The organism is Streptomyces sp. NBC_00704 (assembly GCF_036226605.1).
GTDB lineage: Bacteria > Actinomycetota > Actinomycetes > Streptomycetales > Streptomycetaceae > Streptomyces.
Genome location: NZ_CP109000.1, coordinates 7,539,519 through 7,564,302 on the forward strand (window position 1 = coordinate 7,539,519; position 24,784 = coordinate 7,564,302).

Consider the following 24,784-nt stretch of genomic DNA (forward strand, 5'->3'; position numbering starts at 1 on the left):
CCAGAGCAGAGGCGGCAACCCATGGCTGACTTCGTGGGCGCGGTGGACCAAGGCACCACCAGCACCCGATTCATGATCTTCGACCACGCCGGCAACGAGGTGGCGAAGCACCAGCTGGAGCACGCCCAGATCCTCCCGCGCTCGGGATGGGTCGAGCACGATCCGGTGGAGATCTGGGAGCGCACCAACTCCGTGATGCAGAACGCGCTGCGGCACGGCAACCTCACCCCCGAGGACCTGGCCGCGATCGGCATCACCAACCAGCGCGAGACCACCGTGGTGTGGGACCCGCGCAACGGACGCCCGTACTACAACGCCATCGTGTGGCAGGACACCCGCACCGACTCCATCGCGGCCGCCCTGGAACGCTCCGGCAAGGGCGACGTGATCCGCCGCAAGGCGGGACTGCCGCCGGCGACCTACTTCTCCGGCGGCAAGATCCAGTGGATCCTGGAGAACGTCGACGGCGTCCGCGAGGCGGCAGAGCAGGGGCACGCCCTCTTCGGCAACACCGACGCCTGGGTGCTGTGGAACCTGACCGGAGGTCCCGACGGCGGCATCCACGCCACCGACGTGACCAACGCCAGCCGCACCATGCTGATGGACCTGGAGACCCTCGACTGGGACGACGAGCTGCTGGGCTTCTTCGACATCCCCCGGCAGATGCTGCCCGCCATCCACCCGTCCTCCCACCGCGAGGCGTTCGGCGTGACCCGCACCTCCCGGCCGCTGCGTGCCGCCATTCCCATCACCGGGGTGCTCGGCGACCAGCAGGCGGCCACGGTCGGACAGGTCTGCTACGCGCCGGGCGAGGCCAAGAACACCTACGGCACGGGCAACTTCCTCGTCCTCAACACCGGTACCGAGCTGGTGCGTTCGCAGCACGGACTGCTCACCACCGTGGCGTACCAGTTCGGCGACAGCCCGGCGATCTACGCCCTGGAGGGCTCCATCGCCGTCACCGGCTCGGCGGTGCAGTGGCTGCGCGACCAGATGAAGGTCATCAAGGACGCGGCGGAGAGCGAGGCACTCGCCCGCACCGTCGAGGACAACGGCGGGATGTACTTCGTGCCCGCCTTCTCGGGCCTGTTCGCCCCGTACTGGCGCTCCGACGCCCGCGGCGCGATCGTCGGGCTGGCCCGGTACAACGACAACGGCCACCTGGCCCGGGCGACCCTCGAGTCCATCTGCTACCAGAGCCGCGACGTCGTCGAGGCCATGGAGCAGGACTCCGGGGTCCACCTCGACGTGCTCAAGGTCGACGGCGGCGTCACGGCCAACGACCTGTGCATGCAGATCCAGGCCGACGTCCTCGGCGTGCCGGTCAGCCGTCCGGTGGTCGCCGAGACCACCGCGCTCGGCGCCGCCTACGCGGCGGGCCTGGCCACCGGGTTCTGGCGCGACACCGACGAACTGCGCACCCACTGGCAGGAGTCGAAGCGCTGGGAGCCCCAGTGGTCCGACGACCAGCGCGCGCAGGGATACGCGGGCTGGAAGAAGGCGGTGGAACGCACCCTCGACTGGGCCGAGGTCGAGTAGCCGGCCACGGCAGGCGCCGCCCGCGAGCGTCGGGCGGCGCCCGTCCGTGTCCCGAGGCCCGGCGGACGGCCGGGGCACCGGGCGGCCGGGAGCCGGATCCGCCCGACGGCCGCCCGCACCGGCTCAGTTCCCGCGCCACAGGCGCAGAGCCCGGCGCTCTCCTGCCGTCATCGCGCCCCAGATGCCGTCGTACTCACCGCTGCGCAGCGCCCAGTCGCCGCAGGCCGTCACGACGGGGCACCGGTTGCAGACGGCCCGTGCCCGGTCGATCTGGAGTCGCGAGGGGCCGTCCTCCCCGATCGGGAAGAAGAGCTCGGGATCTTCGAAACGGCATTCCGCCAGATCACGCCAGTTCACGCGCCGCCTCCCCTCCCGGGAAGCCCGTCGCCTGTCCGACGACGCCGGCCTCGGCGTGCGCGTACGGGTGCGGTCGCGAACGGGGGCACGGGTCCGGATGCGGGAAGGAGCGACCGGCAGAACGAGAGAACATCACCACCACCTCCGCGTGGTTCTTCGGTCACCCTCGTGCGGGCAACCCGTCGAAGCGGCGCTCGGTGCACCGCACGACCCGGCAGAGGTAGGTAGAAATATAGGACTTTTCACGCGTTCGGTACAGATTCCGGATGCCGGAAAACGGAACGTCGACCGACCCGCCGGCTGCTCGGGACGCAGCCGCACGGCGGGCCCGGCGGACCGTCGCCGCGGCCGGCGGATCCATCCTCGGTTCGAAGAACAGAAGCCAGAAGGCCTATGCTTCCGCACATGGCTGCCCATCGAATGATCGACGTGAACGGGATCCGGCTGCACATCGCGGAGGAGGGCGAAGGCCCCCTCGTCGTGCTCCTGCACGGCTTCCCCGAGTCGTGGCATTCCTGGCAGCACCAGTTCGGCCCGCTGGCCGCCGCCGGCTTCCACGTGGTCGCACCCGACCAGCGGGGATACGGCCGCAGCGACCACCCCGAGGACGTGGCGGCCTACAGCATCCTGCACCTGGTCGGCGACGTCGTCGGTCTGATCCACGCGCTCGGCGAGGAGAAGGCGTACGTCGTCGGACACGACTGGGGCGCGCCGGTCGCCTGGCACACCGCGCTGCTCCGGCCGGACATCGTGCTGGGGGTGGCCGGGCTCAGCGTGCCGCCGCCGTTCCGCGGTACGCAGCCGCCGCTCGGGGTCATGGACCGCATGTTCGGCGGCCGGTTCTACTGGAACTACTTCAACCGGCCCGGCGTCGCGGACGCGGAGTTCGCGAAGGACCCGCGCACGACGCTGCGGAAGTTCTTCCACATGGCGTCCGGCGAGGCTCCCGCCGCGGCGGAGGGAAGGCAGCCCCTGGTCGAGCACGGCCGGGGCTGGCTGGAGACGATGCCCGATCCGGAGGTCCTGCCCGAGTGGTTCACCGAGGCGGACCTGGACGTCCTCACCGACAGCTTCTCCGGGGGCTTCACCGGCGCGCTCAACTGGTACCGCAACATCGACCGCAACTGGGAGCTGACGGCGGCCTGGCACCAGGCCGTCGTCGACGTGCCCGCGCTGTACGTGTACGGGGACCGCGACCTGGTGCCCGCGTTCCCGGGCACGCCGGAACTCATCGCGGCACTGCCTGACCTGATGCCCAGCCTGCGGCGTGAGCCGGTGCGGCTGGAGGGGTGCGGACACTGGACGCAGCAGGAGCGCCCGGCGGAGGTGAACGCCGCGCTCGTGGACTTCCTCACCGAACTGCGCGGCGAACTCCGGGACTGAGGACTGAGGCCCTCCGTCCGCCCGTCGAAGCCCTCGCCGCGGTCGGCGTCACCGCCGCGGTCGGCGGCCGCGACGCCGACGGCGGCGGTGAACGCGCCGGTCAGTCCCGGGAGTTGCCGAACAGCAGGCGGTAGGCGACGAGCAGCACCAGTGCGCCGCCGACGGCCGCACCCCAGGTGTACAGGTCGAAGAAGTGCTTCTCCACCGGCCGGTCGAGGAACCGGGCGGAGATCCAGCCGCCCACGAAGGCCCCGGCGATGCCGATGAGGGTGGTGCCGATGAAGCCGCCCGGGTCGCGCCCGGGAAGCAGGATCTTGGCGATGGCCCCGGCGAGCAGGCCGAGGATGATCCAGCCGATGATGCCCACGTCGTACGTCCTCCAGAGTCGGTCGGTGCGTGCCGGCTGCCCTGGTGTGACTCCGGTTCGCGCAGGTGGAGACGCCGTGCGGGGCCCGGGCGGTTGCGCTCGGCGCGCCACGGGACGCCCGGCCCCGGACCGTGCTCCCGGTCAGGGCCCCGGTCCCGGTCCCGTGACGGGCGCCGCAGGTCACGGTGAGGCCGGCGGCGTCTCCGGTTCGGGGTGGGCCAGGCGGCGCAGCAGGGGCAGGGCCTCGTCGAGGGGCACGGGCCGGAAGAAGCGCGCGTCGGCGCGTTCCACGGCGGCGATCGCGCGGGGGGCCAGGTCCGCGCCGGCGTCGGTGACCCGCAGTCGCTTGGCGCGGGTGTCGGCCGGGTCCACCTCCCGCTCGACGAGTCCCTTCTGTTCCAGGGTGCGCAGGACCTGCGAGGTCATCTTGACGTCGGTGCCCGCCTGGCGGGCCAGGGTGAGCTGGTTGGGGTGCTCGCCCCGGGAGTTGAGCCACCAGGCGCAGGCCAGCAGGACGAACTGGACGTGCGTGAGGCCGAGGGGCGCCAGGACCGCGGTGAGCTCGCGCTGCCAGCGCAGCGTGGCGTGCCAGAGCAGCAGACCGGGGCTGTCGCCGGGGCTGAGCGGCATCAGCGCGCCGCCCGTTCGACCAGCGCGGCCATCGTGTCGGGCCAGTCGGCGGTGATGCCCGGACCGATCCGCGCCCCGGCCTCGTCGGCGCCCGGACCGGTGATCTCCATCCGGTACACCACCCGGACGCGGCCCTCGCCGAGCCGGTCGATCCGGTGCACGGTCCGCAGCAGCAGATCCCCGAACCGGGCCTCGTCGACGAACAGTTCGCCCTCGGTCACCTCCGCGATCCGCAGGGCGATCGGCTCCTCCCCGGGGGGCGTCATCGTGATGCGGGCGCCGGTCGCGAACGGGCCGTCGATCTCCGTCTTCTCGATCTCCGCGTTCCAGGCGCCCCAGTTCTCGACGTCCGCCCAGAGCCGCCAGATCGCCTCGGGGGCGGCGGCGGCCTCGACGGCGTGCTCGTAGTTCCACATGGTGCGGTCTCCTCGTGTCGATGTTCTGCTCGAAGACTATCTCTGCACAGACTATCTGTCGAGGGGACGGAGACGGCTCGCCGGCGAAGGCCGGTACCCGCGCTACCGGGCGGGCAGCGGCTCGCGTACGGCGGGTGAGGAAGCGGCGCGGGGCGGCGATCAACGCGTCGGCGGATCGAGGGGTCGTCACATCGAGGGAAGCGCGCGCGTTCGGGCGAGCCGGGGGAATTCGGGGGCGAAGCAGGTGAATCCGGGCCGGGGAAGGCCCGGCGGCGGCCTCATGTCCCGTCCTCGCCGCGTCCCGCCTGACACGCTGACACCTGTCGTGCGTATTCATGGACGGAACAGCGGCCGGGCGTGCCGGACGAGGCGAGAGCGCCTGGCGGACGAACAGGAGAGCAGACGCGTATGAATCCCAGTGCTCACATCGAGGCCGTCTACGCGGCAGTCTGCCGGCGCAACCCCGGGGAGAACGAGTTCCACCAGGCGGTGGGCGAGGTGCTGCACACGCTGGCGCCGGCCCTGCAGGCGCATCCCGAGTACGTGGAATCGTTCATCGCCGACCGGCTGTGCGAGCCGGAGCGGCAGCTGATCTTCCGGGTGCCGTGGGTGGACGACGCGGGCCGGGTGCAGGTCAACCGTGGTTTCCGCGTGGAGTTCAGCAGCGCGCTCGGCCCGTACAAGGGCGGACTGCGGTTCCACCCGAGCGTCGACCTCGGCATCGTGAAGTTCCTGGGCTTCGAGCAGATCTTCAAGAACGCCCTGACCGGGCTCGCGATCGGCGGCGGCAAGGGCGGCTCGGACTTCGATCCCAAGGGCCGCAGCGACGGCGAGGTCATGCGCTTCTGCCAGGCGTTCATGACCGAGCTGTACCGGCACCTGGGCGAGCACACGGACGTCCCCGCGGGCGACATCGGCGTCGGAGGGCGCGAGATCGGCTATCTCTTCGGCCAGTACAAGCGCATCACCAACCGCTTCGAGGCGGGGGTGCTGACCGGCAAGGGCGTTTCGTGGGGCGGCTCCCACGCCCGCACCGAGGCCACCGGCTACGGCGCGGTCTACTTCGCCCAGGAGATGCTGGCCACCCGCGCGGACGGCTTCGACGGCCGCAAGGTCGTGGTGTCCGGCTCCGGGAACGTGGCCGTGTACGCGATCGAGAAGGTGCACGCGCTGGGCGGCTCGGTGGTGGCCTGCTCGGACTCGTCCGGGTACGTGGTCGACGAGGACGGCATCGACCTGGAGCTGCTGAAGACGGTCAAGGAGGCCCGGCGGGCGCGGCTGTCGGCGTACGCGGAGGCCAGGCCCACGGCACGGTTCTCCGAGCGGGGCTCGGTCTTCGACGTGCCCTGCGACGTCGCGCTGCCGTGCGCCACGCAGAACGAACTGCACGCGCCCGACGCGGCGGCGCTGGTGAAGAACGGGGTGCGGGCCGTCGCCGAGGGCGCCAACATGCCGTGCACCCCGGAGGCCGTCGAGATCTTCCGGGAGGCGGGCATCCTGTTCGGGCCGGGCAAGGCCGCCAACGCGGGCGGTGTGGCCACCTCGGCCCTGGAGATGCAGCAGAACGCCTCTCGCGACGTGTGGACCTTCGAGCAGACGGAGCAGCGGCTGGCGGCCGTCATGCAGCGTGTGCACGACCAGTGCCGCGCCACCGCCGACGCCTACGGCGGGGCCCCTGACGACTACGTCCTGGGCGCGAACATCGCGGGCTTCCTGCGCGTGGCCCAGGCGATGACGGCTCAGGGCGTGGTCTGACGCATGACGCACCAGGGCGTCATGCGCGGCCGCTGAGGGTCCACGACCCGGGCGGCGCGGACGCCCGCGTGGACCGGCGCCTCCCCTGTGCGCGCCGGTCCACGCGAGGCCGACGCACGGTCGGCCCGGTGGCCGGGCGCCGTACGTCGCGTCGCCTCCGGCGCGGGTGCGCCGTCAGGCGGGGTGTCAGGCCTGCACGAGGACGGTGCACCAGGTCTCGTTGTTGTCGCCGATGCCGCAGTCGGCGATCTCCCCGGTGCGGATCTTCGTCCAGACGCCCTTGGCGCGCCAGTGCCAGGTGCCCACCCGCGAGAACCGCTCGTGGTAGCCGTGGTTCGCGAACGTGAACGCGTCGACGTCCTTGCCGGTGCCGTTGCCGCCGCGCGTGCCGTTGCCGAACGACTCCTGCTTGCACTTGGCGTGATTGAACTCGCTGCCGGTGCCCCCGCCCCAGTTCCACACGTCGCAGTAGTGGGGGCCCGAGCCGAGGCTCATGGTGTAGTGCATCGTCTGGCCGGTCCTGTTCTTCACCGCGCCGCACAGGGAACCCACACAGCCGTCCGCGGAGGCGTTCGTCGCCCCGGCCACGACGGCTCCGGAGGCCAGCAGGGCGGTGGCGACGGCGGCGACGGCCGTCCGGTTCGCCCGGGACATCATCTTGCGCATGGCACTTCCCATCTCTCGTTGCGTCAGCTCGGCCCACGCCTCGCGCGACCGCCGCGGTGCGGTTGGCGGGTGCGCTCCCCGGAGGCTCCGGCGGGCCGTCGCCGGCGTTCCCGGCGGGGCACGGCGTCTGCCGCGATCCGCCTGACGGCACGTGAGTTGAGGATCTACGGTGAACCTTGCGAAAACCTTGTGACGGCCGTCCGGTGACGGCCCCGGAGCGCAGGGCGGAGGGCCGACGGCGACCCCGGCCCGCCCGGGGAGCGGGGTCTCCCGCCGCCGGTCCGCCGTTCCCCCCGTCCGTCCCCACGTGAGGCACGATGAACCTGTACCTGCTCGGACCCTTGGAACTGCGCGTCGCGGGACGTGTCGTCGACGCCGGGCAGCCGCGTCGGCGAGCGGTCCTCGCGGCGCTGGCGGCCGACGCCGGACGTCCGGTCCCGGTGAGCACGTTGGTGGAACGCGTGTGGGACGCCGACGCCCCCGACGGGGCCCGCTCCGTGCTCTACGCGCACATCAGCCGACTGCGCCGGCTCCTCGACGACACGGCGGCCGGCGCGGCCGCGACGGAGGCCGCCGACGGGCAGGAACCCCCGGCGCCGCCGCGCATCGCCCGGACCGCCGGGGGCTACGTACTGGAGGCGGACGAACGCGCCGTCGACCTGCTCCGGTTCCGCTCCCTAGTCGTCCAGGCGCGCGAGCCCCGACTGGACGACGAGCGACGGGCCCAACTCCTGGAGGAGGCGCTGCGGTTGTGGCGTGGCGTGCCGCTGGCCGGGCTGCCGGGGTCCTGGGCGGAGCGCACGCGGGCCGCCTGGACGCAGGAGCGGGTGGAGGCCGCGCTCGCCTGGGCCCGTGTCCTGCTCAGACAGGACAAGCCGCAGGATGTGCCCACGGTGCTCCAGCCGTTACTGGCGGAGCACCCGCTGTGCGAGCCGCTCGCCGCGGCGGTCGTCCGCGGCCTGGCCGACGCCGGCCGGACCGCCGAGGCCCTGGACACGTACGCCGCCGTCCGGCGCAGGCTCGCGGACGAACTGGGCGTGCCTCCCGGCCGCGAACTCCGTGAGATCCACGAGGAGACGCTGCGCGCCGCCGGCCGCGACGAGGCGGCGGGCGGGGCACCGGCGCCCACCGCCACGGGTGCGCCCGCCCCGGCCGCCGTCGCTGTACCCGCCCAACTCCCCATGGCCGTGGGCCAATTCAGCGGACGGGAGGAGCAACTGGCCGAACTCACCCGGCACCTGATCCCGGACGGCCGCCCGGACGTCGGCGCCGCGGGACCGGCCGTGGTCGTCTCCGCCGTCTCCGGCACCGCGGGCGTCGGCAAGACCGCGCTGGCCGTGCGCTGGGCGCACCGCATGCGGGAGGCCTTCCCCGACGGACAGCTCTACGTCGACCTGCGCGGCTACGATCCGGACGAACCGGTCTCCGCCGCGCAGGCGTTGGCCGGCTTCCTCACCGCGCTGGGCGTCCCCGGCCAGGAGATACCGCTGCGGCTCGACGAGCGGGCGGCGCGCTACCGCACGGCGGTCGACGGACGCCGGCTGCTCGTCCTCCTCGACAACGCCGCCTCCGCCGCGCAGGTGCGCCCGCTGCTGCCCGGCAGCCCCACCTGCAAGGTCGTGATCACGAGCCGCGACTCGCTGTCGTCGCTGGTCTCGGTCCACGGCGCGCACCGCGTGATCCTCGACGTCCTCACCCCGCAGGAGGCGCTCACCCTGCTGCGCGCGCTCGTCGGGCCGCGCGTCGACGCCGACCCCGCGGCCGCCGCCGCCCTCGCCGAACAGTGCGGGCGGCTGCCGCTGGCCCTGCGCGTGGCGGCCGAACTGGTGCTGGCGCGCCGCCGGGAGAGCCTGGCCCCGCTGGTGGACGAACTGCGCGACCACCGGCGGCGCCTGGACCTGCTGGACAGCGGCGACGGCGATCCCCGGGCCGCCGTCCGGGCCGTCTTCTCCTGGTCCTACGACCGCCTCCCCGACCAGGAGGCGCGCCTGTTCCGGCTGCTGGGCCTGCACCCGGGCCCCGACACGGACGTGCACGGCGCCGCCGCCCTGACCGGCGAGAGCGTGGCACGGACGCGACGCTCCCTGGACGCGCTGGCCCGCGCGCACCTGCTGCACCGCACAGGTCCCGGCCGTCACGGCATGCACGACCTGCTGCGCGCCTACGCCGCGGAACTCGCGGGCCGGCACGAGGAGAGGGCCGCCCGCGACGCCGCCATGAACCGTCTGCTGGACCACTGCCTCGCGGCGTCCGCGGCGGCGATGGACGTGCTGTACCCCGCCGAACGGCATCTGCGTCCCGCCGTCGAGCAGCCCCGCACGGGGCTGCCGCCGCTGCGCACCGCCGACGAGTGCCGCGCGTGGCTGCGCGCCGCGCAGCCCACCCTGGTGGCACTGTGCTCCAGGACCGAGGAACCGGGCCCGTCCCGGCACACCGTGCGGATCGCGACCACCCTGCACCGCCACTACGAGCGCTCGGGGCACTTCGCCGACGCGCTGACCGTCCACACGCACGCCGTGCGCGCCGCCCGCGCGGTCGGGGACGTCCGCGGCGAGGTCGACGTCCTCGCCTGCGTCGGCGCGGTCCACCGGCGGCTCGGGGACTACGAGAGCGCCCGGCGCCGGCACGCGGACGCGCTGGCCCTGTGCCGTCGCATCGGCTACCGGGCCGGCGAGGCACGCCATCTCACCAACATGGGCGTGCTGCACGAACTTCAGGGCGGGTACCGGGAGGCCGCCGAACACCACGAGAGGGCCGTCGACCTGTTCCGCGCGGTGGGGGACGTCCACGGCGAGGCCGACGTGCTGAACAACCTCGGCATCGTGCAGGAACTGCTGGAGGACTACCAGGCGTCGATCGAGCGGTACCAGCAGGCGCTGGCCCTGTACCGGCGGACGGGCCACGCGTTCGGCGAGGCCAGCGCCCTCGGCAACCTGGGCATTCTCCTGGCGCGGCTGGGCGACCACGCGGCGGCGGCCACGCGCTTCGAGCAGGCCCTCGCCCTGTTCAGGCGGCTCGGACACACCGGGGGAGAGGCCCACGCGCTGTCCGGCCTGGGAGACGCGCTGTGCCGCCGGGGCGGACACGAGGAGGCCGCGGAACGTCAGCGGCAGGCCCTGGCCCTCTTCCGGCGGACCGGGGAACGGTACGGCGAGACGGGCGCGCTCAACGGCCTGGGCGAGGCGCTGCACGGCGCGGGGCGGCACGCCGAGGCCCTGAAGGCGCACGCGGCGGCGCTGGAACTGGCCCGTGGCATCGGCGAGCAGGAGGAACAGGCCCGCGCGCACATCGGCTCGGCCCTCGTCCGCCGGGAACTGGGGGAGCACACGAGCGCCGTCGGTCACCTGCGCGAGGCGCTCGCCCTCTACACCGCGCTGGGCTCTCCCCGCGCGGAGGAGACGCGCAAGACGCTCCTGTCCATGACGGCCGACTGACGGACGGCCACGCACCGCCCCGGCCGCGTCGGGCGGCGGCGCCGCCGCTGAGGACGCCGCCGCCGGGCGTCAGAGCGTGGCGGTCGTCTGCTCGCCGGAGGCGCTGCCCGCGAGCCACTCGCCCCAGCCCAGGTTGAAGGCGGCGTAACCGTTGTCGGCCGGGGCCTTGGCCCGGGGCGAACCGGTGATGGTGACGGGATCGCCCTGCTTGACCTGGTCGTAGAACCACTTGGCGTCCGAGAGGGACAGGTGGACGCAGCCGTGCGATCCGCGCGCGCTGCCGCTGCCCGGGTTCGGGTCGCCGGTCGAGTAGTGCACATAGGTGCCGGACTGGGTCAGGTGGACGTCCCAGGGCAGCGTCAGGTCGTAGAAGTTCGGGCTGCCCTTGTCGCAGCTGATGCCCACGCTGCAGGAGGTCATGTGGACCTCCTTCTCCTTGTCGATGACGGCCATCGTGCCGTTCCACGTCGGGTACTCGGCGCTGCCCGCGTTGATCGACAGCGTGCGCACGGCGCTGCCGTCGCGGGTCACCTTCATGGTGTGGCCGGTCACCGACACGTCGGCGCGCACGTCGTCGCCGATCTTGAAGGTGTGGGTGTAGGCCCGCACGCCGAAGCGCCCGTTGCCGTTGGCGACGCCGTTCAGGTCCGCGTCGATCTTCACCGTGGTGCCGGAAGGCCAGTAGTCCTTGGGCCGCCAGTCGGCGCGCTTGTCGCCGAACCAGTGCCAGGCGCCGGGCACCGGCCGCGAGGCGCTCACCTTCAGGTGCTTCTCGACCGTGGCCCGCGCCCTGGCCGCCACCGGGTCGGTGAAGACCACCGAGATCGGCATGGCGACGCCGACCGTGGTTCCCGTCTGCGGAGTGATCGTCTCCAGCAGCATCGGCGGGCCGGCCGGCTTGGTCGGCGAGGGCGAGGCGCTCGCACGCGGTGTGCCCGAGCCCTTCGCGTCGCCGCCGCCACCGGCCTTGTCGCCGGCGCCTCCGGACCCGCCGCAGGCCGTCGCGCCCACCAGCATCACACCCGTGACGAGTGCGATCCCTATGCCGCCCTTGCGCCGTCCCACGACCTGTCCCCGCTCTCTCGCCCTTCGGCCCCCACGGGCCCGACTCACTCTCAGACGGCGGCGGGACGACCCTCAGTTGCACGTACCGCGTAAAAGGTGTCCCAAGGCTCCCCGCCCGGACGCCCGTCCCCCCGCCGCGTGAGCAGGGCGGGTGCCCGTGCGCACCGCCGCCAAACCCGGCCGCCGGCCCCGTGCGCGACCGCCCCCGGCGACGCCGGCCGCCCGCTCCCGCCCACCGCCGCGCAGCCGTGCCGTCCGCACAGGCGAGCTAGTCGATCACCCGACCGTGAGTTCCCGCTCCGCCGCGCCCGCCCGGACGCCATGCTCGCGGGAGCGGCGCGTGACCGGCGCCGCCCGGACGTCCTACGGGTGGGGAAGACGATGACACGAGAAACGGGACAGCACGGCGGGCTCGACCAGCAGGCGGTGCTGCTGGCGGCCGGACTGGCGGACCTGGCGGTGAGCACGCTGGGCTCCGCCCTGGGCGCGGTCCGCGGGCTGCTGCGCCGCTCGGACGCCGCGGAACTCGCGGCGCAGGCCGAGCACGATCTGACGGCCCGTGGACGACTGGTCCTCGACAGGTACGCGGCCGTGCCGCCCGCGTACCTGGAGATCCTCGCCCGCCGTGCCGAGACCCTCAGGTCCGCAGGCGATGTCTGACGGGTGGGAGCAGGCAGCGTTCAAGGCCCGCGTCGACGACGTGCTGCGCCGCTTCGTCGCGGAGGAGGCCCACGAGTTCGCCCGCGTCGATCCCCTCCTGGCGCCGGTGGCCGGGCAGTTGGAGGCGGCGGTCGGGGAGGGCAAACGGCTGCGGGCGGCCTTCTGCTACTGGGGCTGGCGGGCGGCCGGACAGCCGGACAGCGACGCGCTCGTGCGGGCCGCGGCCTCCATGGAGCTCGTGCACGCCGCCGCGGTGGTGCACGACGACCTCATCGACGACAGCCCCCTGCGGCACGGACGCCCCACGGCCCATGTCGCCCTGCGCGCCGCCGTGGCCGGGCGTCCGGGGGCCGACGCCACCGGGAGATCGCTGGCGATGCTGGTGGGCGACCTGCTCATGGCGCTCGCCGGGCAGCTGTTCGCCGCCAGCGGTCTGCCCGCCGCCTACCTCGCGCGGGCCCGCCCCCTGTGGGCGGTGATGGCCCGTGAGCTGATCGCCGGCGAGTGCCTGGAGATCCTGCGCACCGGGACCGGTCCGGACACGGCCGCGTCGCTCAAGGTGATCCGCTACAAGACCGCCAAGTACACCGTCGAGCAGCCACTGTTGATCGGCGGCGCGCTGGCCGGCGCGGGCGCCCGGCTGCGGGAGGGCTACTCCGCCTACGGCCTGCCGCTGGGCGAGGCGTTCCAGCTCCGGGACGACCTGCTGGGGCTGTTCGGCGATCCGCGCCGCACCGGCAAGGCCAACGCCGACGACGTACGCGGCAACCGGCCCACCGCGCTGCTGGCCGAGACCTGGCGCCTCGCCGGCGAGGCGGACCGCACCCGGCTGCGCGACCTGCTCGGCCGCCGCGGCGCGGACGCGCGGGCGCTGGACGCGGTGCGCGAGGTGATGCGCCGGCTGAAGGCCCCCGACCGCGTCGAGGCCATGGTCGACGCACGCGTGGAGGAGGCGCTCGACGCGCTGCGCGCATGGGGTGCGCCGTCGCACGCCACCCGCGCCCTCACCCACCTGGCCCGGTCCGCGGCGGACCGGCTGTCCTGACCCGCCGTCCCGCCGACCGGCACGCACTCCGGCACGCCGCCGACCCGCACCCGTCCGCCGGCCGTTGCGCACGTCCGGTCCCGACAGGTCCCGCACCAGCAGCAAGGAGCCCCGCATGACCTGCACCGAGGCGTCGATGAACGCCCTTCGACACGCCGGCGACGAACTCGCCGACGCGACCGTCGCCGCCCTCTTCGAACGCGGCGACGTCGGCCGGTTCAACACCCTGATGCGCTACGTCTCCACCGCCGGCGCACCCCTGCCGCCGGGCCTGCCCGACGTCGCACGGGAGTACCTGGAGGCCACCGGCGCCCCGCCGTCCTGGGTGGACTGGTCGGAGATGGAGAAGGCACGCCTGTTCTTCATCGACAACAACGTGCACATCTCCACCGCGCTCTCCTTCGCCTCCATGCCCGCCTGCTACGTCGTCCCGCACGTGGCGAGACTGCTGTCGGCCACCCACGGGCTGAAGTACCCCTCCAAACGGATGGCGGAGACGGGCCAGTTCACCGTCCACCTGATGCAGCCCGACGCCTTCGAGGCCGGCGGCCGCTTCCTGCCCGCCGCGCAGAAGGTCCGCCTCCTGCACGCCTCCATCCGCCACCACCTGCGCCGCGAGAACCGGTGGGACGTCGACGCGCTGGGCACGCCGATCTGCCAGGAGGACATGATCGGCGGGCAGATGTTCTTCTCCCTGCTCGTACTGGACAGCCTGCACCGCCTCGGCGTCCACATGTCGCAGGAGGGCGCGGAGGCCTACTACTACGCCTGGCGGGTCGTCGGCGCGATGCTGGGCGTCGACCAGAGCGCCGTCCCCGAAACCCTGGAGGAGGCGCGCCGGTTCCTCGACCTCTACATGATCCGGCACATGGGCCCCTCCGCCGAGGGCGCCCACCTGACCCGGCAGCTCATCGACCTCTACGAGGACGTCGTGCCCGGCACCTTCTTCGACCCGGTCGTCTCGGCCCTGATCCGCTACCTGGTCGGTGACACCTGCGCCGACTGGCTCGACGTCCCGCACACCCGGTGGGACACCCTCGTCAAGGCCGTGCCCCGGCTCCTCGGCGTGCTGGAGACGGTGGAGGACCGCTCCCCGCTCGGCGCCTGGGCCCTGGACCGGCTCGGCCACCTCACCACCGTGCTGGAGCTGTCGTCCCTCACCCGCGGCCGCGTCATGCACTACGCCGTCCCCGAACAGCTCAGGCCGGACTACGGCCTCCCCGGCGCGACGCCCCGCACCCACCGGTGGACCCCGCCGCCGGCGACCCTCGCCTGAACGCCCGCCGCGCCCACCCCGCCCGGCCGCCCCGCCGCGGCCGGGCGCGGACGAGTGCACCCGCGACTGCATACAGGCGTGCGGCCGGGGTAGTCGCGCCGCTGTGCCGGGAGCAGGCGACCGGCGGCCTGAAGCGGGCTTTCTACGGTGGGAGGGGTATGTCATGGCGCTGATGAGCACGACGGCAACGGACGCGCGGGTGCACGAGTTGCCGGAGGTCGCCGATCCCTCCCGGGTGGCCCCGAAGGACGCCCGCGCGCTGTCCAAGCTGTTCTTCGACCAGTTGGCGGTGCTGGAGGAAGGCACCCCGGAGTACAGCTACGCACGCAACACGCTGATCGAGATGAACATGTCCCTCGTCCGCTTCGCGGCCGGCCGGTTCCGCGGCCGGGGGCCGGAGGAGATGGAGGACATCGTCCAGGTCGGCATGATCGGCCTGATCAAGGCGATAGACCGGTTCGACCTGTCCCGGGAGGCGGAGTTCACCTCCTTCGCCATCCCCTACATCGTGGGGGAGATCAAGCGCTTCTTCCGGGACACCACCTGGGCCGTGCACGTGCCGCGACGCCTCCAGGAAGCCCGCGTTCATCTCGCGCGCGCCACGGAGGAGCTGCGCGGCCGTCTCGGGCGCACCCCGACGGTCAAGGAGCTGTCGGAGCTGATGAGTCTTCCCGAGGACGAGGTGCGCGAGGCGCGGCTGGCCGCGAACGGCTACAACTCCTCCTCCCTGGACGCCACGATCGGCGGCAGCGAGGACGGCGAGTCGGCGCTCCAGGACTTCATCGGCGCCGAGGACACCGCGCTGGGGCTGGTGGAGGACTTCCACGCCCTGGCCCCCCTGCTCGGCGAACTCGACGACCGGGACCGGCAGATCATCCACATGCGCTTCGTCGAGGAACTCACCCAGGCCCAGATCGGCGAACGGCTGGGCGTCTCGCAGATGCACGTCTCGCGGCTGCTGTCGCGCACGCTCGCCCGGCTGCGGGAAGGCATGCTCACCCAGAACTGAGCGCGCCGCCCGGCATCCGCCGCGGCCCGGTCGCTGCGTATCGGGGAGAAGCCGGTCGTGCGTATCGGGGAGAAGACCGGGAAGACGGAGGAAAAGGAGGTCGATGAGTATGGTTCCCCTGCTTCTCGTGCTGCTTCTCGCCGTCGTCCTTTTCGGCGTCGGTTTCGCCGTCAAGGTTCTGTGGTGGGTGGCCCTGGCCGTTCTGGTGCTGTGGCTGCTCGGGTTCGTCATGCGTTCCACCTCCGCCGGCGGCAGCCGCGGCCGCTGGTACCGATGGTGACCTGATCCGGCGCACCCGCCGGCGCGCAGGGACCGGCCGTCACGACGGCCGGTCCCTGCGCGCGCCCGCGCACCGGCTCCGGCACGGGCCCTGGAGTGCGGCATGTGGAGAAGACGGGTGTGGGGAGTGCGGAACGCGGCCGGGCGGGAGCAGGGCGCCGCGTCTGAGAGGGTGGGGCACATGGACATCGAGCGCAGGAACAACGTCACCGTCACCGGCAACCCGCAGGGGCGGACGGTGGTCCTGGCGCACGGGTTCGGCTGCGACCAGAACATGTGGCGGCTGACCGTACCGGCCCTGGCCGACGAGTACCGGGTGGTGACGTTCGACTACGTGGGGTCCGGCCGCTCGGATCCGTCGGCCTTCTCCGAGGACCGCTACGCCACCCTCGACGGCTACGCCCGGGACGTGGTCGAGGTGTGCGACGCGCTGGACCTGCACGACGCGGTCTTCGTCGGGCACTCGGTCAGCGCGATGATCGGGGTGCTGGCCGCAGACCTGGCGCCGCGGCGCGTCGGAGCGCTGGTGATGGTCGCCCCCTCCCCCCGCTACATCGACGACGAGGGCTACCGGGGCGGGTTCACCGCCGAGGACATCGACGAGCTCCTGGCGTCCCTGGAGTCGAACTACCTCGGCTGGTCGGCGGCGATGGCACCGGTGATCATGGGCAACGCGGACCGGCCGGAACTCGGCGAGGAGCTGACCAACAGCTTCTGCGCCACCGACCCCGACATGGCCCGCGTCTTCGCCCGGACCACGTTCCTCTCGGACGCCAGGGACGACCTGAAGACCGTCCGGGTGCCGACCCTGATCCTGGAATGCACCCAGGACGTCATCGCCCCCCGCGAGGTCGGGGCCTTCGTCCACGCCGCGATCCCCGGCTCGACGCTGGTCACGCTCGACGCGACCGGACACTGCCCCCACCTGTCCGCGCCGGAGGCCACCAACGAGGCGATCACCGCGTTCCTGGCCGGCCTACGGTGATGTGCCGCACCGGGCAGCAGCCCGAACGGCAGGGCACGGGCGGCGAGCGGACCGCCGACGCCGCCTTCGCCGCACTGCTGGAGGACAGCGCCGAGGAACTGTACGAGAACGCGCCGTGCGGCTATCTCTCCACGCTGATGGACGGCACCATCGCCAAGATCAACGACACCCTGCTCGGCTGGCTCGGCCTGGACCGCGGCGCGGTGGTCGGCCGGATGCGCTTCACCGACCTGCTGAGCGTCGGCGGCAAGCTCTACCACGAGACGCACTTCGCCCCGCTGCTGCGCATGCAGGGCGAGATCGGCGGCATCGCCCTGGAGGTCAGGAAGGCCGACGGCGCGCGCATCCCGGTACTGGTCTCCTCCGTGATCAAGCAGGGCGGCAACGGCGACCCCCTCCTGATCCGCACCACCCTGTTCGACGCCCGGGACCGCCGCGCCTACGAGGCCGAACTCCTGCGGGCCCGCAAGGAGGCCGAGGAGGCGCGCAGACGGGCGGAGGCCGAACGCACCCGGCTCCAGGACGCCCTGGCCGCGCTCCAGCAGTCGCTGCTGCCCGACTCGCTGCCGCCGGTGCCCGGAGTCGAGACGGCCGTCCACTACCGCACGGCGTCCCCCGACCGGCTCGGCGGCGACTTCTACGACCTCTTCCCCGTCGACGGCGAGCGTTTCGCCTTCTTCCTCGGGGACGTGTGCGGCAAGGGCCCCCAGGCCGCCGCGGTCACCTCGCTGACCCGCTACACCCTGCGGGCCGCCGCCCTGCACGACCCCGACCCCGTCTCCGCGCTCTCCACCCTCAACAAGGTGCTGCACGAGCGCTACACCGGCGGCGACCCCCGCTACTGCACCGCCATATTCGGCATCGTCGAACCCGACGCCGCGACCGGAGAGGCCGGCGTCCGCATCGCCTCGGGCGGCCACCCCTCGGCGCTCGTCCTGCGCGCCGACGGCACCTCCGGCTTCCTGCCCACGCCGGGCGGCTTCCTCGTCGGCGCGCTGCCCGACGCGCGCTTCGCGACCACGACCACGGTCCTCGCCCCCGGTGACACCCTGCTGCTCTACACCGACGGCCTGACCGAGGCCCGCACCGGCGAGGACCGCGCCGGCCTCTACGGGGACGAGGCCCTGCGCGACTTCACGGCCGGCCACGCCGGCAAGCCCCCGCACGCCGTGATCGAGGCCCTCACCGGCCTGCTGGACGACTTCGGCGACGGACTCGACGACGACACCGCCCTGCTCGCCCTCGGCGTTCCCGCCCCCGACCCCAGGACCACGACGCGCGCATGAACCAGCTGAAGATCACCGCCCGAGACGCCGAGACAGGTCCCGTCCTGGAGATCGCCGGCGCGCTCGCCTATCCGCACGCCACCGAACTGACCGACCTGCTCCCCACGGTCTCCCTGCGACCGGGCGGGCGTCTCGTCCTGGACCTGGCCCGCATGGAGTTCTGCGACTCCAGCGGCATCAGCGCCCTGATCGCGGCCCGCAACCTCGCGCACGCCGCCGGAGCCGACGTCGCGCTGGCCGCCGTCCCCGCTCACACCCAGCGCGTCCTGCACGTCGTCGGACTCGACCAGATCTTCCCCCTGTACCCCGACAGCGACGCCGCGACCCGGCCCTGACCGGGCGGAACCCCGGCGCACGAGCGGTACGAGCCGCGCCGGGGCATCCCGCGGTGTGGGCGACCGGCGCCCGGGTAGACGGAGGGAGCAGAGCGGACCGAAGCGCCGAAGAGCGGTGAACGCAACGAAAGAGATCCCTTCTATGGTCACCCCGTTGGTGAAGCAGACTGCACACGGACAGTGCGGGGACGACGGTGCCCCGCTGCGCTACGGCGCGATCTGGGGGGACGGCGCGGCCCGCGCCGCGGACGCCCGCCACGCCCTGCGCGCGTTCCTCGGCAACGCCGGGCGTACCGGCCGCACGGTGGTGTCGAGCACGCTGGCCGTCGACGCCGAACTCGCCACCAGCGAGATGGTCACCAACGCCATCGTCCACGCCCCGGGCCCCTGCGGGATGACCCTCGAGCTGACCGACGACGAACTGACCATCACGGTCTGGGACAGCTCCACCGAGAAGCCGGCGCCGAAGAAGGTCGACCCCCGGCGCATCGGCGGCCACGGGATGCACCTCGTGCACACCGTCAGCGACAAGGTCGTCGTCGCCCTTCGCGCCACGGGAAAGCTCGTCACCGCCCATCTCTCCCTGGCCTCGAACCGGAAGGCCGCCGGCTTCGCCGCACCCGCCGTCGCGGGCCTCTTCCCCGGCTGACCACCACGGCCCGCCCGAGCGGCCGGACCACCGCCTCGGCCGCCTCCGCGACGTCGGCGTCCCGCGCGCCCACACCGAGCCCACGGCCCACGCCGGCCGGCGGAGGACTCGCACATGATCCAGGGCGAACGGGCGCTGCACCCGCGGTTCACGGTGCGCCGGGAGTGAGTCCGGGGGCCGACCGTGGGCCGCGACGGGCGCACGCCTGCGGCGACCGGCCTGCGGCGCCTCAGGCGTTCAGCGCCTCCTGGACGGTGGCGTGGCAGGAGATGATCTCGTCGATGCCCACCAGGCGCAGCAGACGTACGACGGACTCCTGGGCCCCGGCGATGCGCAGCCACCCCTGCGCGCCGCTCACCCGCCGGTGCGCGGTGACGAACACGTTGACGCCGCTGGAGTCCATGAAGCTCACGCCGCTGAGGTCCGCCACGATCCGTGGCGGCGCCGGCGCGCGGTCGTCGAACAGCAGCGCCTGACTGAGGACGTCCTTGACGTCGTGGTCGATCTCGCCCTCGACGGCCACGACGAGAACGCCGTCGACCACGCGGGGCTCGACGGAAAGATGATTCGGCCGGTCTTCCCTGGGGATGTCGTTCACGTCTCCTCGGCTGCGCCTGGGCTTGCCCGCTCACGGCGTGCTCGGACGATTCTGCCCCACCCGCGCGGCGGCATGCACCCGTGAGACCATGCCCTGCACGGCGACGACAGCCCGCACCGCCGTCGGACGCCGCCACGCCCTCGCCCCCTCGCCCGCCCCCGCGGATCGGCCCGACGGCGATCCGGCTATCGGTCACGCTGCGGGGTAGCCGGGACACGTACCGGAGGGCGTCGCGTCGCATGACTGGGGGACGGGTTGACAACGCAGGGTGAGAGCATCCCCGTCATCGGGGAAGCGGACGCCGCGGACGGTCGCGCGGGCCGTTGGTGGGCGGCGCTGCGCCGCACGCCGGTGACGGTGTGGAACGACGACGTCACGGACTGGGCGGCCGCCCTGACCTACTACGCGGTCCTGGCCCTGTTCCCGCTGCTGCTGGTCATCCTGTCGATCCTGGGGCTGACCGTGCCCACGGCCAAGCCCGAGGTCATCGACCGGATGGTGCAGGCGGCCCCGGCCGAGTCCCGCGCCCTGCTGCGCAGCACGCTGCGGCAGATGTCCGAGCAGTCCTCCACGGCGTGGACGCTGATCTTCGTCGGCGGGACGGGAGCCCTGTGGTCGGGATGCAGCTACCTCAGCGTCTTCCGCCGGGCGCTGTACGCGATGCACCGCACCAGCGCGGACCGGCCGGTCTGGCGCACGGCGCCGCGCATCGTCCTGACGGCCCTGGTCCTGAGCGCCCTGCTGCTCACGTCCACGCTCGCCCTGCTGCTCAGCGGCGGCCTGGCCCGGCGGCTCGGGCACGTGCTGGACCTGGGGACCGCGCCGCAGGCCACATGGGACGCCCTGCGGTGGCCGGTGGTGGCGGCCGTCGCCGTCGGCCTGGTGCTCGTCCTGTACCGGTCGGGGCCGGCGCGCTCGCGTCCCGTCGGGAGGATGGCCCCCGGCGGGACGCTGGCCGTGGTGCTCCTGCTCACGGTGTCGCTGGGCTTCGCCCTCTACACCTCCCACGTCAGTACCTACGACCGGCTGTACGGTTCGCTGGCCGGCGTGGTGGTGTTCCTGGTCTGGCTGTGGCTGTCCAACCTGTCCCTGCTGGTCGGAGCCCAGTTCAACGCCGAGCTGACCGGACCGGCCGACGAGGAGTGACGTGCCGGCCGCCAGGGCATGGCGGTCACCGGCCGAGCGAGGCGGTGACCGGCAGGTGGCCGCTCGCCGTGACCGGGAGCGACCACGAGCCGCGCGGTGTCACGCCGCCGCGCCGGTGAGGGCGAGGAACTCGCTGCGGGAGCGGGCGTCGGAGCGCAGCAGCCCGAGCAGGGTGGAGGTCAGGGTGCTGGAACCGGCGGCCTGCACGCCGCGCAGGGTCATGCAGGAGTGCTCGGCCTCGATCACCACGCCGACGCCCTTGGGTTCCAGCTGGAGTTGCAGCCAGTCGGCGATCTGCTTGGTCAGCCGTTCCTGGACCTGAGGACGGCAGGAGAAGTGCTCGACCACGCGCGCGAGTTTGGACAGGCCGAGGATGCGGGCGCCGGGCAGATAGCCGACGTGGGCGGTGCCGACGAAGGGCAGCAGATGGTGCTCGCACACGCTGCGCACCGGGATCCGCCGGGCCAGGACCAGTTCGTCGTAGCCCTCGTCGTTCGGGAACGTGGTCAGCTCGAAGGGGCGCGGGCTGAACAGTTCCGCGTAGGCGCGGGCCATCCGGCCCGGCGTCCCGCGCAGGCTTTCGGAGTCGGTGGAGACGCCCAGGGCGTCGAGGAACCGGCCGGCCGCGGCCTCCGCGGCGGCCAGGTCGACGCCGCCGGGCTGGTGGACGACGCGCAGTGCGGGCCGTACGGGCCGGGCCGGGGCCAGGTCGTCCGGCGCGGGGCGCTCGCTTCGGGCAGGGGTGCGGTGCGTGTTCTCGGTCATGTCAGCTGCCTCCGACGCCGAGTGCGGTGAGCAGCACCAGGACGAGTGTCAGCACGGCGAACAGGCCGTGGGCCAGGACCACCGCGAGCGGGAAGTGCCGTTCCGCGGGGACGGCGTCGTCGGCCGCCCCGGTCGCGGCGGCCGCCGGGGCGGCGGACGGGGCCGTGGTGGCGGCGGCGCGCTCGCGGTGGACGGGGATCCAGCGCGCCAGCATCACGAATCCGAGCAGGGCGACGGGCAGCAGCAGGCCGAAGGCGGTCCAGGCCAGGGCGTCCTGGTCGGTCACGACGTAGACGATCCAGATCACCAGCCCGATCGCGGCCAGCGCGAAGTGGCCGAAGAGGACGAGGGCGGGCAGGCGGCTGGTCCCGCTCTGCTGCTGCCGTACTCCACCGCGTCGGATCCAGGTGCCGAGCAGGTAGAAGCCGCCGAGGGCGGTGACCACCCAGGTGATCAGTGCGGCGATGGCCATGGGGAAACTCCCGGGGGACGACGTGCGGAAGGCGGGCGGAGGGTTCCGGCCGCCGGGAAGCCGGTGCGGCGGCCGGATCAGGGGGAACCGGGGCTCCGGTCGCCGCGGCCGGGCGTGTAGCCCTCGGCCTGGGTGCTCTCGTCGGCGACGCGTACGCCGTAGCGGTAGGCGAGCTTGCCGCCCAGGTAGCCCGAGACGCCGAGGACCGCCACGCTGACGGCGGACAGCGCCAGCGGGCCGGCGCCCACGCTGCCGCCGTCGGTGTACGAACCGTGCCGCCACCGGAAGTTGATCGCGTAGGCGGCGGTCACCAGCAGGTTCAGCGACATGTGGACCACGGCCGTGCGGAAGGCCGGCGTCCGGGCGGGGATCGCGAACAGGTCCAGGAAACCGACCGTGGCCGCCAGCAGGGCGCCGATCACGCCCACGCCGATCAGCCACTCGGATCCCTCGGTCAGGAACCCCGGACGGTCCACGACCTGCGAGGCGACGTCGAACACCAGGCCGGTCACCCAGGCGCCGATCGGCACCGTCACCAGGATCGGATGGAACGGGTGCCCGTACGGGCCGGCGAGCGCGGCGCTCACCGGCCGCTTCGCCTGCATCCGTGACGTGGAGAGCTGTGCATCGGTGAGGTGGGACTCCGTGGGCATCGCGGCCTCCTTTTCACCAATAAAGCTTGGTCTTATTCGGAAGCCGCGTCAAGACCGCAGTACAGAGGGCCGAAAGGCGCTGGGGAACCACGCCGGTAGGAGTTACCGTGGGGGAGTGGCTCCCGACCCGGCTTCGCAGGCCGCCCCGACTCCGCAGGCCGCCCCGACTCCGCAGGCCGAAGCGGCCGACGCCGCCATCGAATCCGTCAGCGTCCTGAACGAGGACTCGCGCCGGCGCATGTTCGCCTTCATCCGGCGCGCCCGCCGTGCCGTCACCCGCGACGAGGCCGCCGCGAGCGTGGGCATATCCCGCAAACTCGCCGCCTTCCACCTCGACAAACTCGTCGACGCGGGCCTGCTCCGCGCCCGCTACGGCACGCCCGGCGGGGTCCGCAAGGTGGGCCGGCAGCCCAAGGTGTACGAACCCACCGACGCCCAGATCACCGTGAACATCCCCGACCGGCGCCACGAACTCCTGGCCGACCTGCTCCTGGACGCCGTGCTCGGCGAGGGCGCCGACGAGAGCGCCGCGCAGGCGGCCGTGCGCAGCGCCGAGCGGCGCGGCCGGCGGACCGGCGAGGCGGCCCGCGAGGAGACGCGCCCGGGCCGCCTGGGCCCCGAGCGTGGACTGACCGCCTGCGAGCGCATGCTGGAGAGCTTCGGGTACGAGCCCGTCCGCGAGACCCCCACCCGCCTCAGGCTGCGCAACTGCCCCTTCCACCCGCTCGCCGCCAAGGCCCCCGACCTGGTGTGCGGCATGAACCAGGCCTTCCTCAGCGGTTGTCTGGACGGCCTCCAGGTCAACGGCATCCACGCCGTCCTGGCCCCGGAGCCCGGAGAATGCTGTGTCCGACTGGGCCCGAGCGACCCTGACGCCGATCCGGACCCCGCCCCCGAGGCCGAGGACCGTCCGGCCCCGGAGGACTGACGCCCCGGCCCGGTGCTCTCCCGGACCGCGGCCCGCGCTTCCCGGCCGTCGGCGATGGGACGGGCCTACGTGGACCAGCCGGCAGGTGCGCACCCGCACGAGAGGGGCAAACGCGCTGAACGTCCGGGGTACCCCTTCGAGGCCCTGATCCCCGCCCGCGACCCCTTCCAGAAGAGCTGGCCTACGCCCGCAGCGACCTGGCCGCCGTGCGCTCCGAGACCGACCGGTGCGCCTCGGAAGCGGGCGTCGCGGAGGAACAGCGGCGCAGGCCGGCCGTCGCCGTCACGGAGATCGCCACGAACAGCGTCCGGCACGGCGGGGGCGGGCTGTGGCTCGCCCCACAGCTCTGCGACCTCGTCGCGATCCGCTCCGGCCGCGACCACGCCACCACCATCCGCCTCCGCGTCGACGTCCCCCGCTGAGCCGAGGCCGCCCGAGGCCCCCCGCCGCACCGGGCACATGGGCTGCCGTCGCACCCCGGTCCTCGCGGTCCCGAGGCCTCCGCGGTCAGCCCGGTGCGCTGTCGCCGCCGTCGTCGTACACCAGGAGGCCGTCGTCGCGCAGGCGCACCCCGGGTGTCGGCGTGTGGGGCGTGAGGCGCCCGTCGTGCATCAGGTGGTGGACGACCACGCCGCGCGCCACGACGGCGAAGTCGGCGACGAGGCGGCGGTGGCATCGCCACCACACCGCCTCGCTGCACATCACCGCGGTGCGCGGCCCGGCCGCCTGACGGATGACCTCGTCCAAGGCGGCCACGAAATCCGGGCTGCGGGTGTGAGCGGCGTAGCCGCGGAAGGACTCGTTGCGCCAGACCGTGTCGGGCGAGTCCGGCGCGGGCTTGCGGAAGCCGCCGAGGCGCTTCTCCCACCGGTAGGCGATGCCCTCCTCGGGCAGCCATTCGCCCAGCCGCTGCCGTGACAGGTCGGGGTCACGGCGGCTGCCGGGAGCCGTCCGGATGTCCACGACGGCGGCGACGCGCGCCTGCCGCAGCAGCCTCGCCAGCGTCTCCCGGTCCGCGGTGCTGTGGCCGAAGGTCAGCAGGTCCATATCCCGAGTGCAGCAGACACCCGGCCCGACGGCACCGCC

At 73.3% G+C, this 24,784-nt stretch carries 27 protein-coding genes; 16 read left to right on the forward strand and 11 right to left on the reverse strand.

Annotated elements, in window-relative coordinates; all coding sequences use genetic code 11:
• Nucleotides 1-21 precede the first annotated feature (21 nt).
• Complete coding sequence (glpK, locus tag OG802_RS32635) at nt 22-1,539, forward strand: glycerol kinase GlpK (RefSeq protein WP_329416393.1); 1,518 nt, start codon at nt 22-24, stop codon at nt 1,537-1,539.
• Between the two features lie 123 nt (nt 1,540-1,662).
• On the opposite strand, the gene OG802_RS32640 is transcribed toward glpK, so the two are convergent.
• On the reverse strand, nt 1,663-1,896 hold the full coding sequence (locus OG802_RS32640; protein ID WP_329416394.1) for a WhiB family transcriptional regulator: 234 nt from the start codon (nt 1,894-1,896) through the stop codon (nt 1,663-1,665).
• Nucleotides 1,897-2,301: 405 nt separating this feature from the next.
• Between OG802_RS32640 and OG802_RS32645 the strand changes: the two genes are divergently transcribed.
• A complete protein-coding gene (locus tag OG802_RS32645; RefSeq protein ID WP_329416395.1) occupies nt 2,302-3,279 on the forward strand; it encodes an alpha/beta fold hydrolase in 978 nt (325 codons plus the stop codon).
• Nucleotides 3,280-3,379: 100 nt separating this feature from the next.
• Here the strand turns inward: OG802_RS32645 and OG802_RS32650 are convergent, their stop codons facing one another.
• From OG802_RS32650 to OG802_RS32660, 3 genes are all read right to left on the reverse strand, one after another.
• Nucleotides 3,380-3,646 carry a GlsB/YeaQ/YmgE family stress response membrane protein gene (locus OG802_RS32650; RefSeq protein WP_256911496.1) on the reverse strand — a complete coding sequence of 89 codons (267 nt, stop codon included), beginning with the start codon at nt 3,644-3,646 and terminating at the stop codon, nt 3,380-3,382.
• Nucleotides 3,647-3,826: 180 nt separating this feature from the next.
• The gene (locus tag OG802_RS32655; RefSeq protein ID WP_329416396.1) at nt 3,827-4,276 is read right to left on the reverse strand and encodes a MarR family winged helix-turn-helix transcriptional regulator; all 450 of its coding nucleotides are present in this window, start codon (nt 4,274-4,276) and stop codon (nt 3,827-3,829) included.
• Nucleotides 4,276-4,692, reverse strand: coding sequence for an SRPBCC family protein (locus tag OG802_RS32660; protein ID WP_329416397.1), 417 nt, complete (start codon nt 4,690-4,692; stop codon nt 4,276-4,278). The genes OG802_RS32655 and OG802_RS32660 overlap by 1 nt, the downstream gene beginning before the upstream one ends.
• Before the next feature lie 408 nt (nt 4,693-5,100).
• On the opposite strand from OG802_RS32660, the gene gdhA reads away from it, so the two are divergent.
• Nucleotides 5,101-6,447, forward strand: coding sequence for an NADP-specific glutamate dehydrogenase (gene gdhA, locus OG802_RS32665; protein WP_329416399.1), 1,347 nt, complete (start codon nt 5,101-5,103; stop codon nt 6,445-6,447).
• Nucleotides 6,448-6,633: 186 nt separating this feature from the next.
• Here the strand turns inward: gdhA and OG802_RS32670 are convergent, their stop codons facing one another.
• Entirely contained in the window at nt 6,634-7,113 is a 480-nt protein-coding gene (locus OG802_RS32670; RefSeq protein ID WP_329416400.1) for a hypothetical protein, read from the reverse strand.
• A gap of 317 nt (nt 7,114-7,430) precedes the next feature.
• Between OG802_RS32670 and OG802_RS32675 the strand changes: the two genes are divergently transcribed.
• Nucleotides 7,431-10,547 carry an AfsR/SARP family transcriptional regulator gene (locus tag OG802_RS32675; RefSeq protein ID WP_329416402.1) on the forward strand — a complete coding sequence of 1,039 codons (3,117 nt, stop codon included), beginning with the start codon at nt 7,431-7,433 and terminating at the stop codon, nt 10,545-10,547.
• 69 nt (nt 10,548-10,616) lie between these two features.
• Here the strand turns inward: OG802_RS32675 and OG802_RS32680 are convergent, their stop codons facing one another.
• Nucleotides 10,617-11,612 carry a L,D-transpeptidase gene (locus OG802_RS32680; RefSeq protein ID WP_329416404.1) on the reverse strand — a complete coding sequence of 332 codons (996 nt, stop codon included), beginning with the start codon at nt 11,610-11,612 and terminating at the stop codon, nt 10,617-10,619.
• A 381-nt stretch (nt 11,613-11,993) separates the two neighbouring features.
• Between OG802_RS32680 and OG802_RS32685 the strand changes: the two genes are divergently transcribed.
• The 9 genes from OG802_RS32685 (at nt 11,994) to OG802_RS32725 (ending at nt 19,136) form a co-directional block, all read left to right on the forward strand.
• Entirely contained in the window at nt 11,994-12,272 is a 279-nt protein-coding gene (locus OG802_RS32685) for a polyprenyl synthetase (protein ID WP_329416405.1), read from the forward strand.
• Nucleotides 12,265-13,317: a polyprenyl synthetase family protein gene (locus OG802_RS32690; RefSeq protein WP_329416406.1), complete on the forward strand. Its 1,053-nt coding sequence runs from the start codon at nt 12,265-12,267 to the stop codon at nt 13,315-13,317. The genes OG802_RS32685 and OG802_RS32690 overlap by 8 nt, the downstream gene beginning before the upstream one ends.
• Nucleotides 13,318-13,432: 115 nt before the next feature.
• The gene (locus OG802_RS32695; protein WP_329416407.1) at nt 13,433-14,593 is read left to right on the forward strand and encodes an oxygenase MpaB family protein; all 1,161 of its coding nucleotides are present in this window, start codon (nt 13,433-13,435) and stop codon (nt 14,591-14,593) included.
• Nucleotides 14,594-14,756: 163 nt separating this feature from the next.
• Nucleotides 14,757-15,602, forward strand: a complete 846-nt coding sequence (locus OG802_RS32700; protein WP_329416408.1) for an RNA polymerase sigma factor SigF — start codon at nt 14,757-14,759, stop codon at nt 15,600-15,602.
• A 109-nt stretch (nt 15,603-15,711) separates the two neighbouring features.
• The gene (locus OG802_RS32705; RefSeq protein ID WP_329417587.1) at nt 15,712-15,882 is read left to right on the forward strand and encodes a hydrophobic protein; all 171 of its coding nucleotides are present in this window, start codon (nt 15,712-15,714) and stop codon (nt 15,880-15,882) included.
• A gap of 180 nt (nt 15,883-16,062) precedes the next feature.
• A complete protein-coding gene (locus OG802_RS32710; RefSeq protein WP_329416409.1) occupies nt 16,063-16,866 on the forward strand; it encodes an alpha/beta fold hydrolase in 804 nt (267 codons plus the stop codon).
• On the forward strand, nt 16,866-18,152 hold the full coding sequence (locus OG802_RS32715; RefSeq protein WP_329416410.1) for a PP2C family protein-serine/threonine phosphatase: 1,287 nt from the start codon (nt 16,866-16,868) through the stop codon (nt 18,150-18,152). Before OG802_RS32710 ends, OG802_RS32715 begins: the two co-directional genes overlap by 1 nt.
• The gene (locus OG802_RS32720; RefSeq protein WP_329416411.1) at nt 18,149-18,487 is read left to right on the forward strand and encodes an STAS domain-containing protein; all 339 of its coding nucleotides are present in this window, start codon (nt 18,149-18,151) and stop codon (nt 18,485-18,487) included. The genes OG802_RS32715 and OG802_RS32720 overlap by 4 nt, the downstream gene beginning before the upstream one ends.
• 157 nt (nt 18,488-18,644) lie before the next feature.
• A complete protein-coding gene (locus tag OG802_RS32725; protein WP_329417589.1) occupies nt 18,645-19,136 on the forward strand; it encodes an ATP-binding protein in 492 nt (163 codons plus the stop codon).
• Between the two features lie 229 nt (nt 19,137-19,365).
• On the opposite strand, the gene OG802_RS32730 is transcribed toward OG802_RS32725, so the two are convergent.
• Entirely contained in the window at nt 19,366-19,734 is a 369-nt protein-coding gene (locus OG802_RS32730) for an STAS domain-containing protein (protein ID WP_329416412.1), read from the reverse strand.
• 255 nt (nt 19,735-19,989) lie between these two features.
• Here OG802_RS32730 and OG802_RS32735 point away from each other — a divergent pair, with 255 nt between their 5' ends.
• Entirely contained in the window at nt 19,990-20,880 is an 891-nt protein-coding gene (locus OG802_RS32735) for a YihY/virulence factor BrkB family protein (protein WP_329416413.1), read from the forward strand.
• A gap of 99 nt (nt 20,881-20,979) precedes the next feature.
• On the opposite strand, the gene folE is transcribed toward OG802_RS32735, so the two are convergent.
• The 3 genes from folE to OG802_RS32750 form a co-directional block, all read right to left on the reverse strand.
• A complete protein-coding gene (folE, locus tag OG802_RS32740; protein ID WP_329416414.1) occupies nt 20,980-21,645 on the reverse strand; it encodes a GTP cyclohydrolase I FolE in 666 nt (221 codons plus the stop codon).
• Between the two features lies 1 nt (nt 21,646).
• On the reverse strand, nt 21,647-22,117 hold the full coding sequence (locus tag OG802_RS32745; protein WP_329416416.1) for a hypothetical protein: 471 nt from the start codon (nt 22,115-22,117) through the stop codon (nt 21,647-21,649).
• A 77-nt stretch (nt 22,118-22,194) separates the two neighbouring features.
• Nucleotides 22,195-22,770 (reverse strand): DUF2231 domain-containing protein, encoded by a 576-nt coding sequence (locus OG802_RS32750; protein WP_329416417.1) that lies wholly within the window; start codon nt 22,768-22,770, stop codon nt 22,195-22,197.
• 115 nt (nt 22,771-22,885) lie between these two features.
• Here OG802_RS32750 and OG802_RS32755 point away from each other — a divergent pair, with 115 nt between their 5' ends.
• Together OG802_RS32755 and OG802_RS32760 are read left to right on the forward strand one after the other, a co-directional pair.
• Nucleotides 22,886-23,698 (forward strand): helix-turn-helix transcriptional regulator, encoded by an 813-nt coding sequence (locus OG802_RS32755; RefSeq protein WP_329416418.1) that lies wholly within the window; start codon nt 22,886-22,888, stop codon nt 23,696-23,698.
• 206 nt (nt 23,699-23,904) lie between these two features.
• Entirely contained in the window at nt 23,905-24,120 is a 216-nt protein-coding gene (locus OG802_RS32760; protein ID WP_329416419.1) for a hypothetical protein, read from the forward strand.
• Nucleotides 24,121-24,205: 85 nt separating this feature from the next.
• On the opposite strand, the gene OG802_RS32765 is transcribed toward OG802_RS32760, so the two are convergent.
• A complete protein-coding gene (locus OG802_RS32765; protein ID WP_329416421.1) occupies nt 24,206-24,745 on the reverse strand; it encodes a DUF488 domain-containing protein in 540 nt (179 codons plus the stop codon).
• Nucleotides 24,746-24,784: the final 39 nt, after the last annotated feature.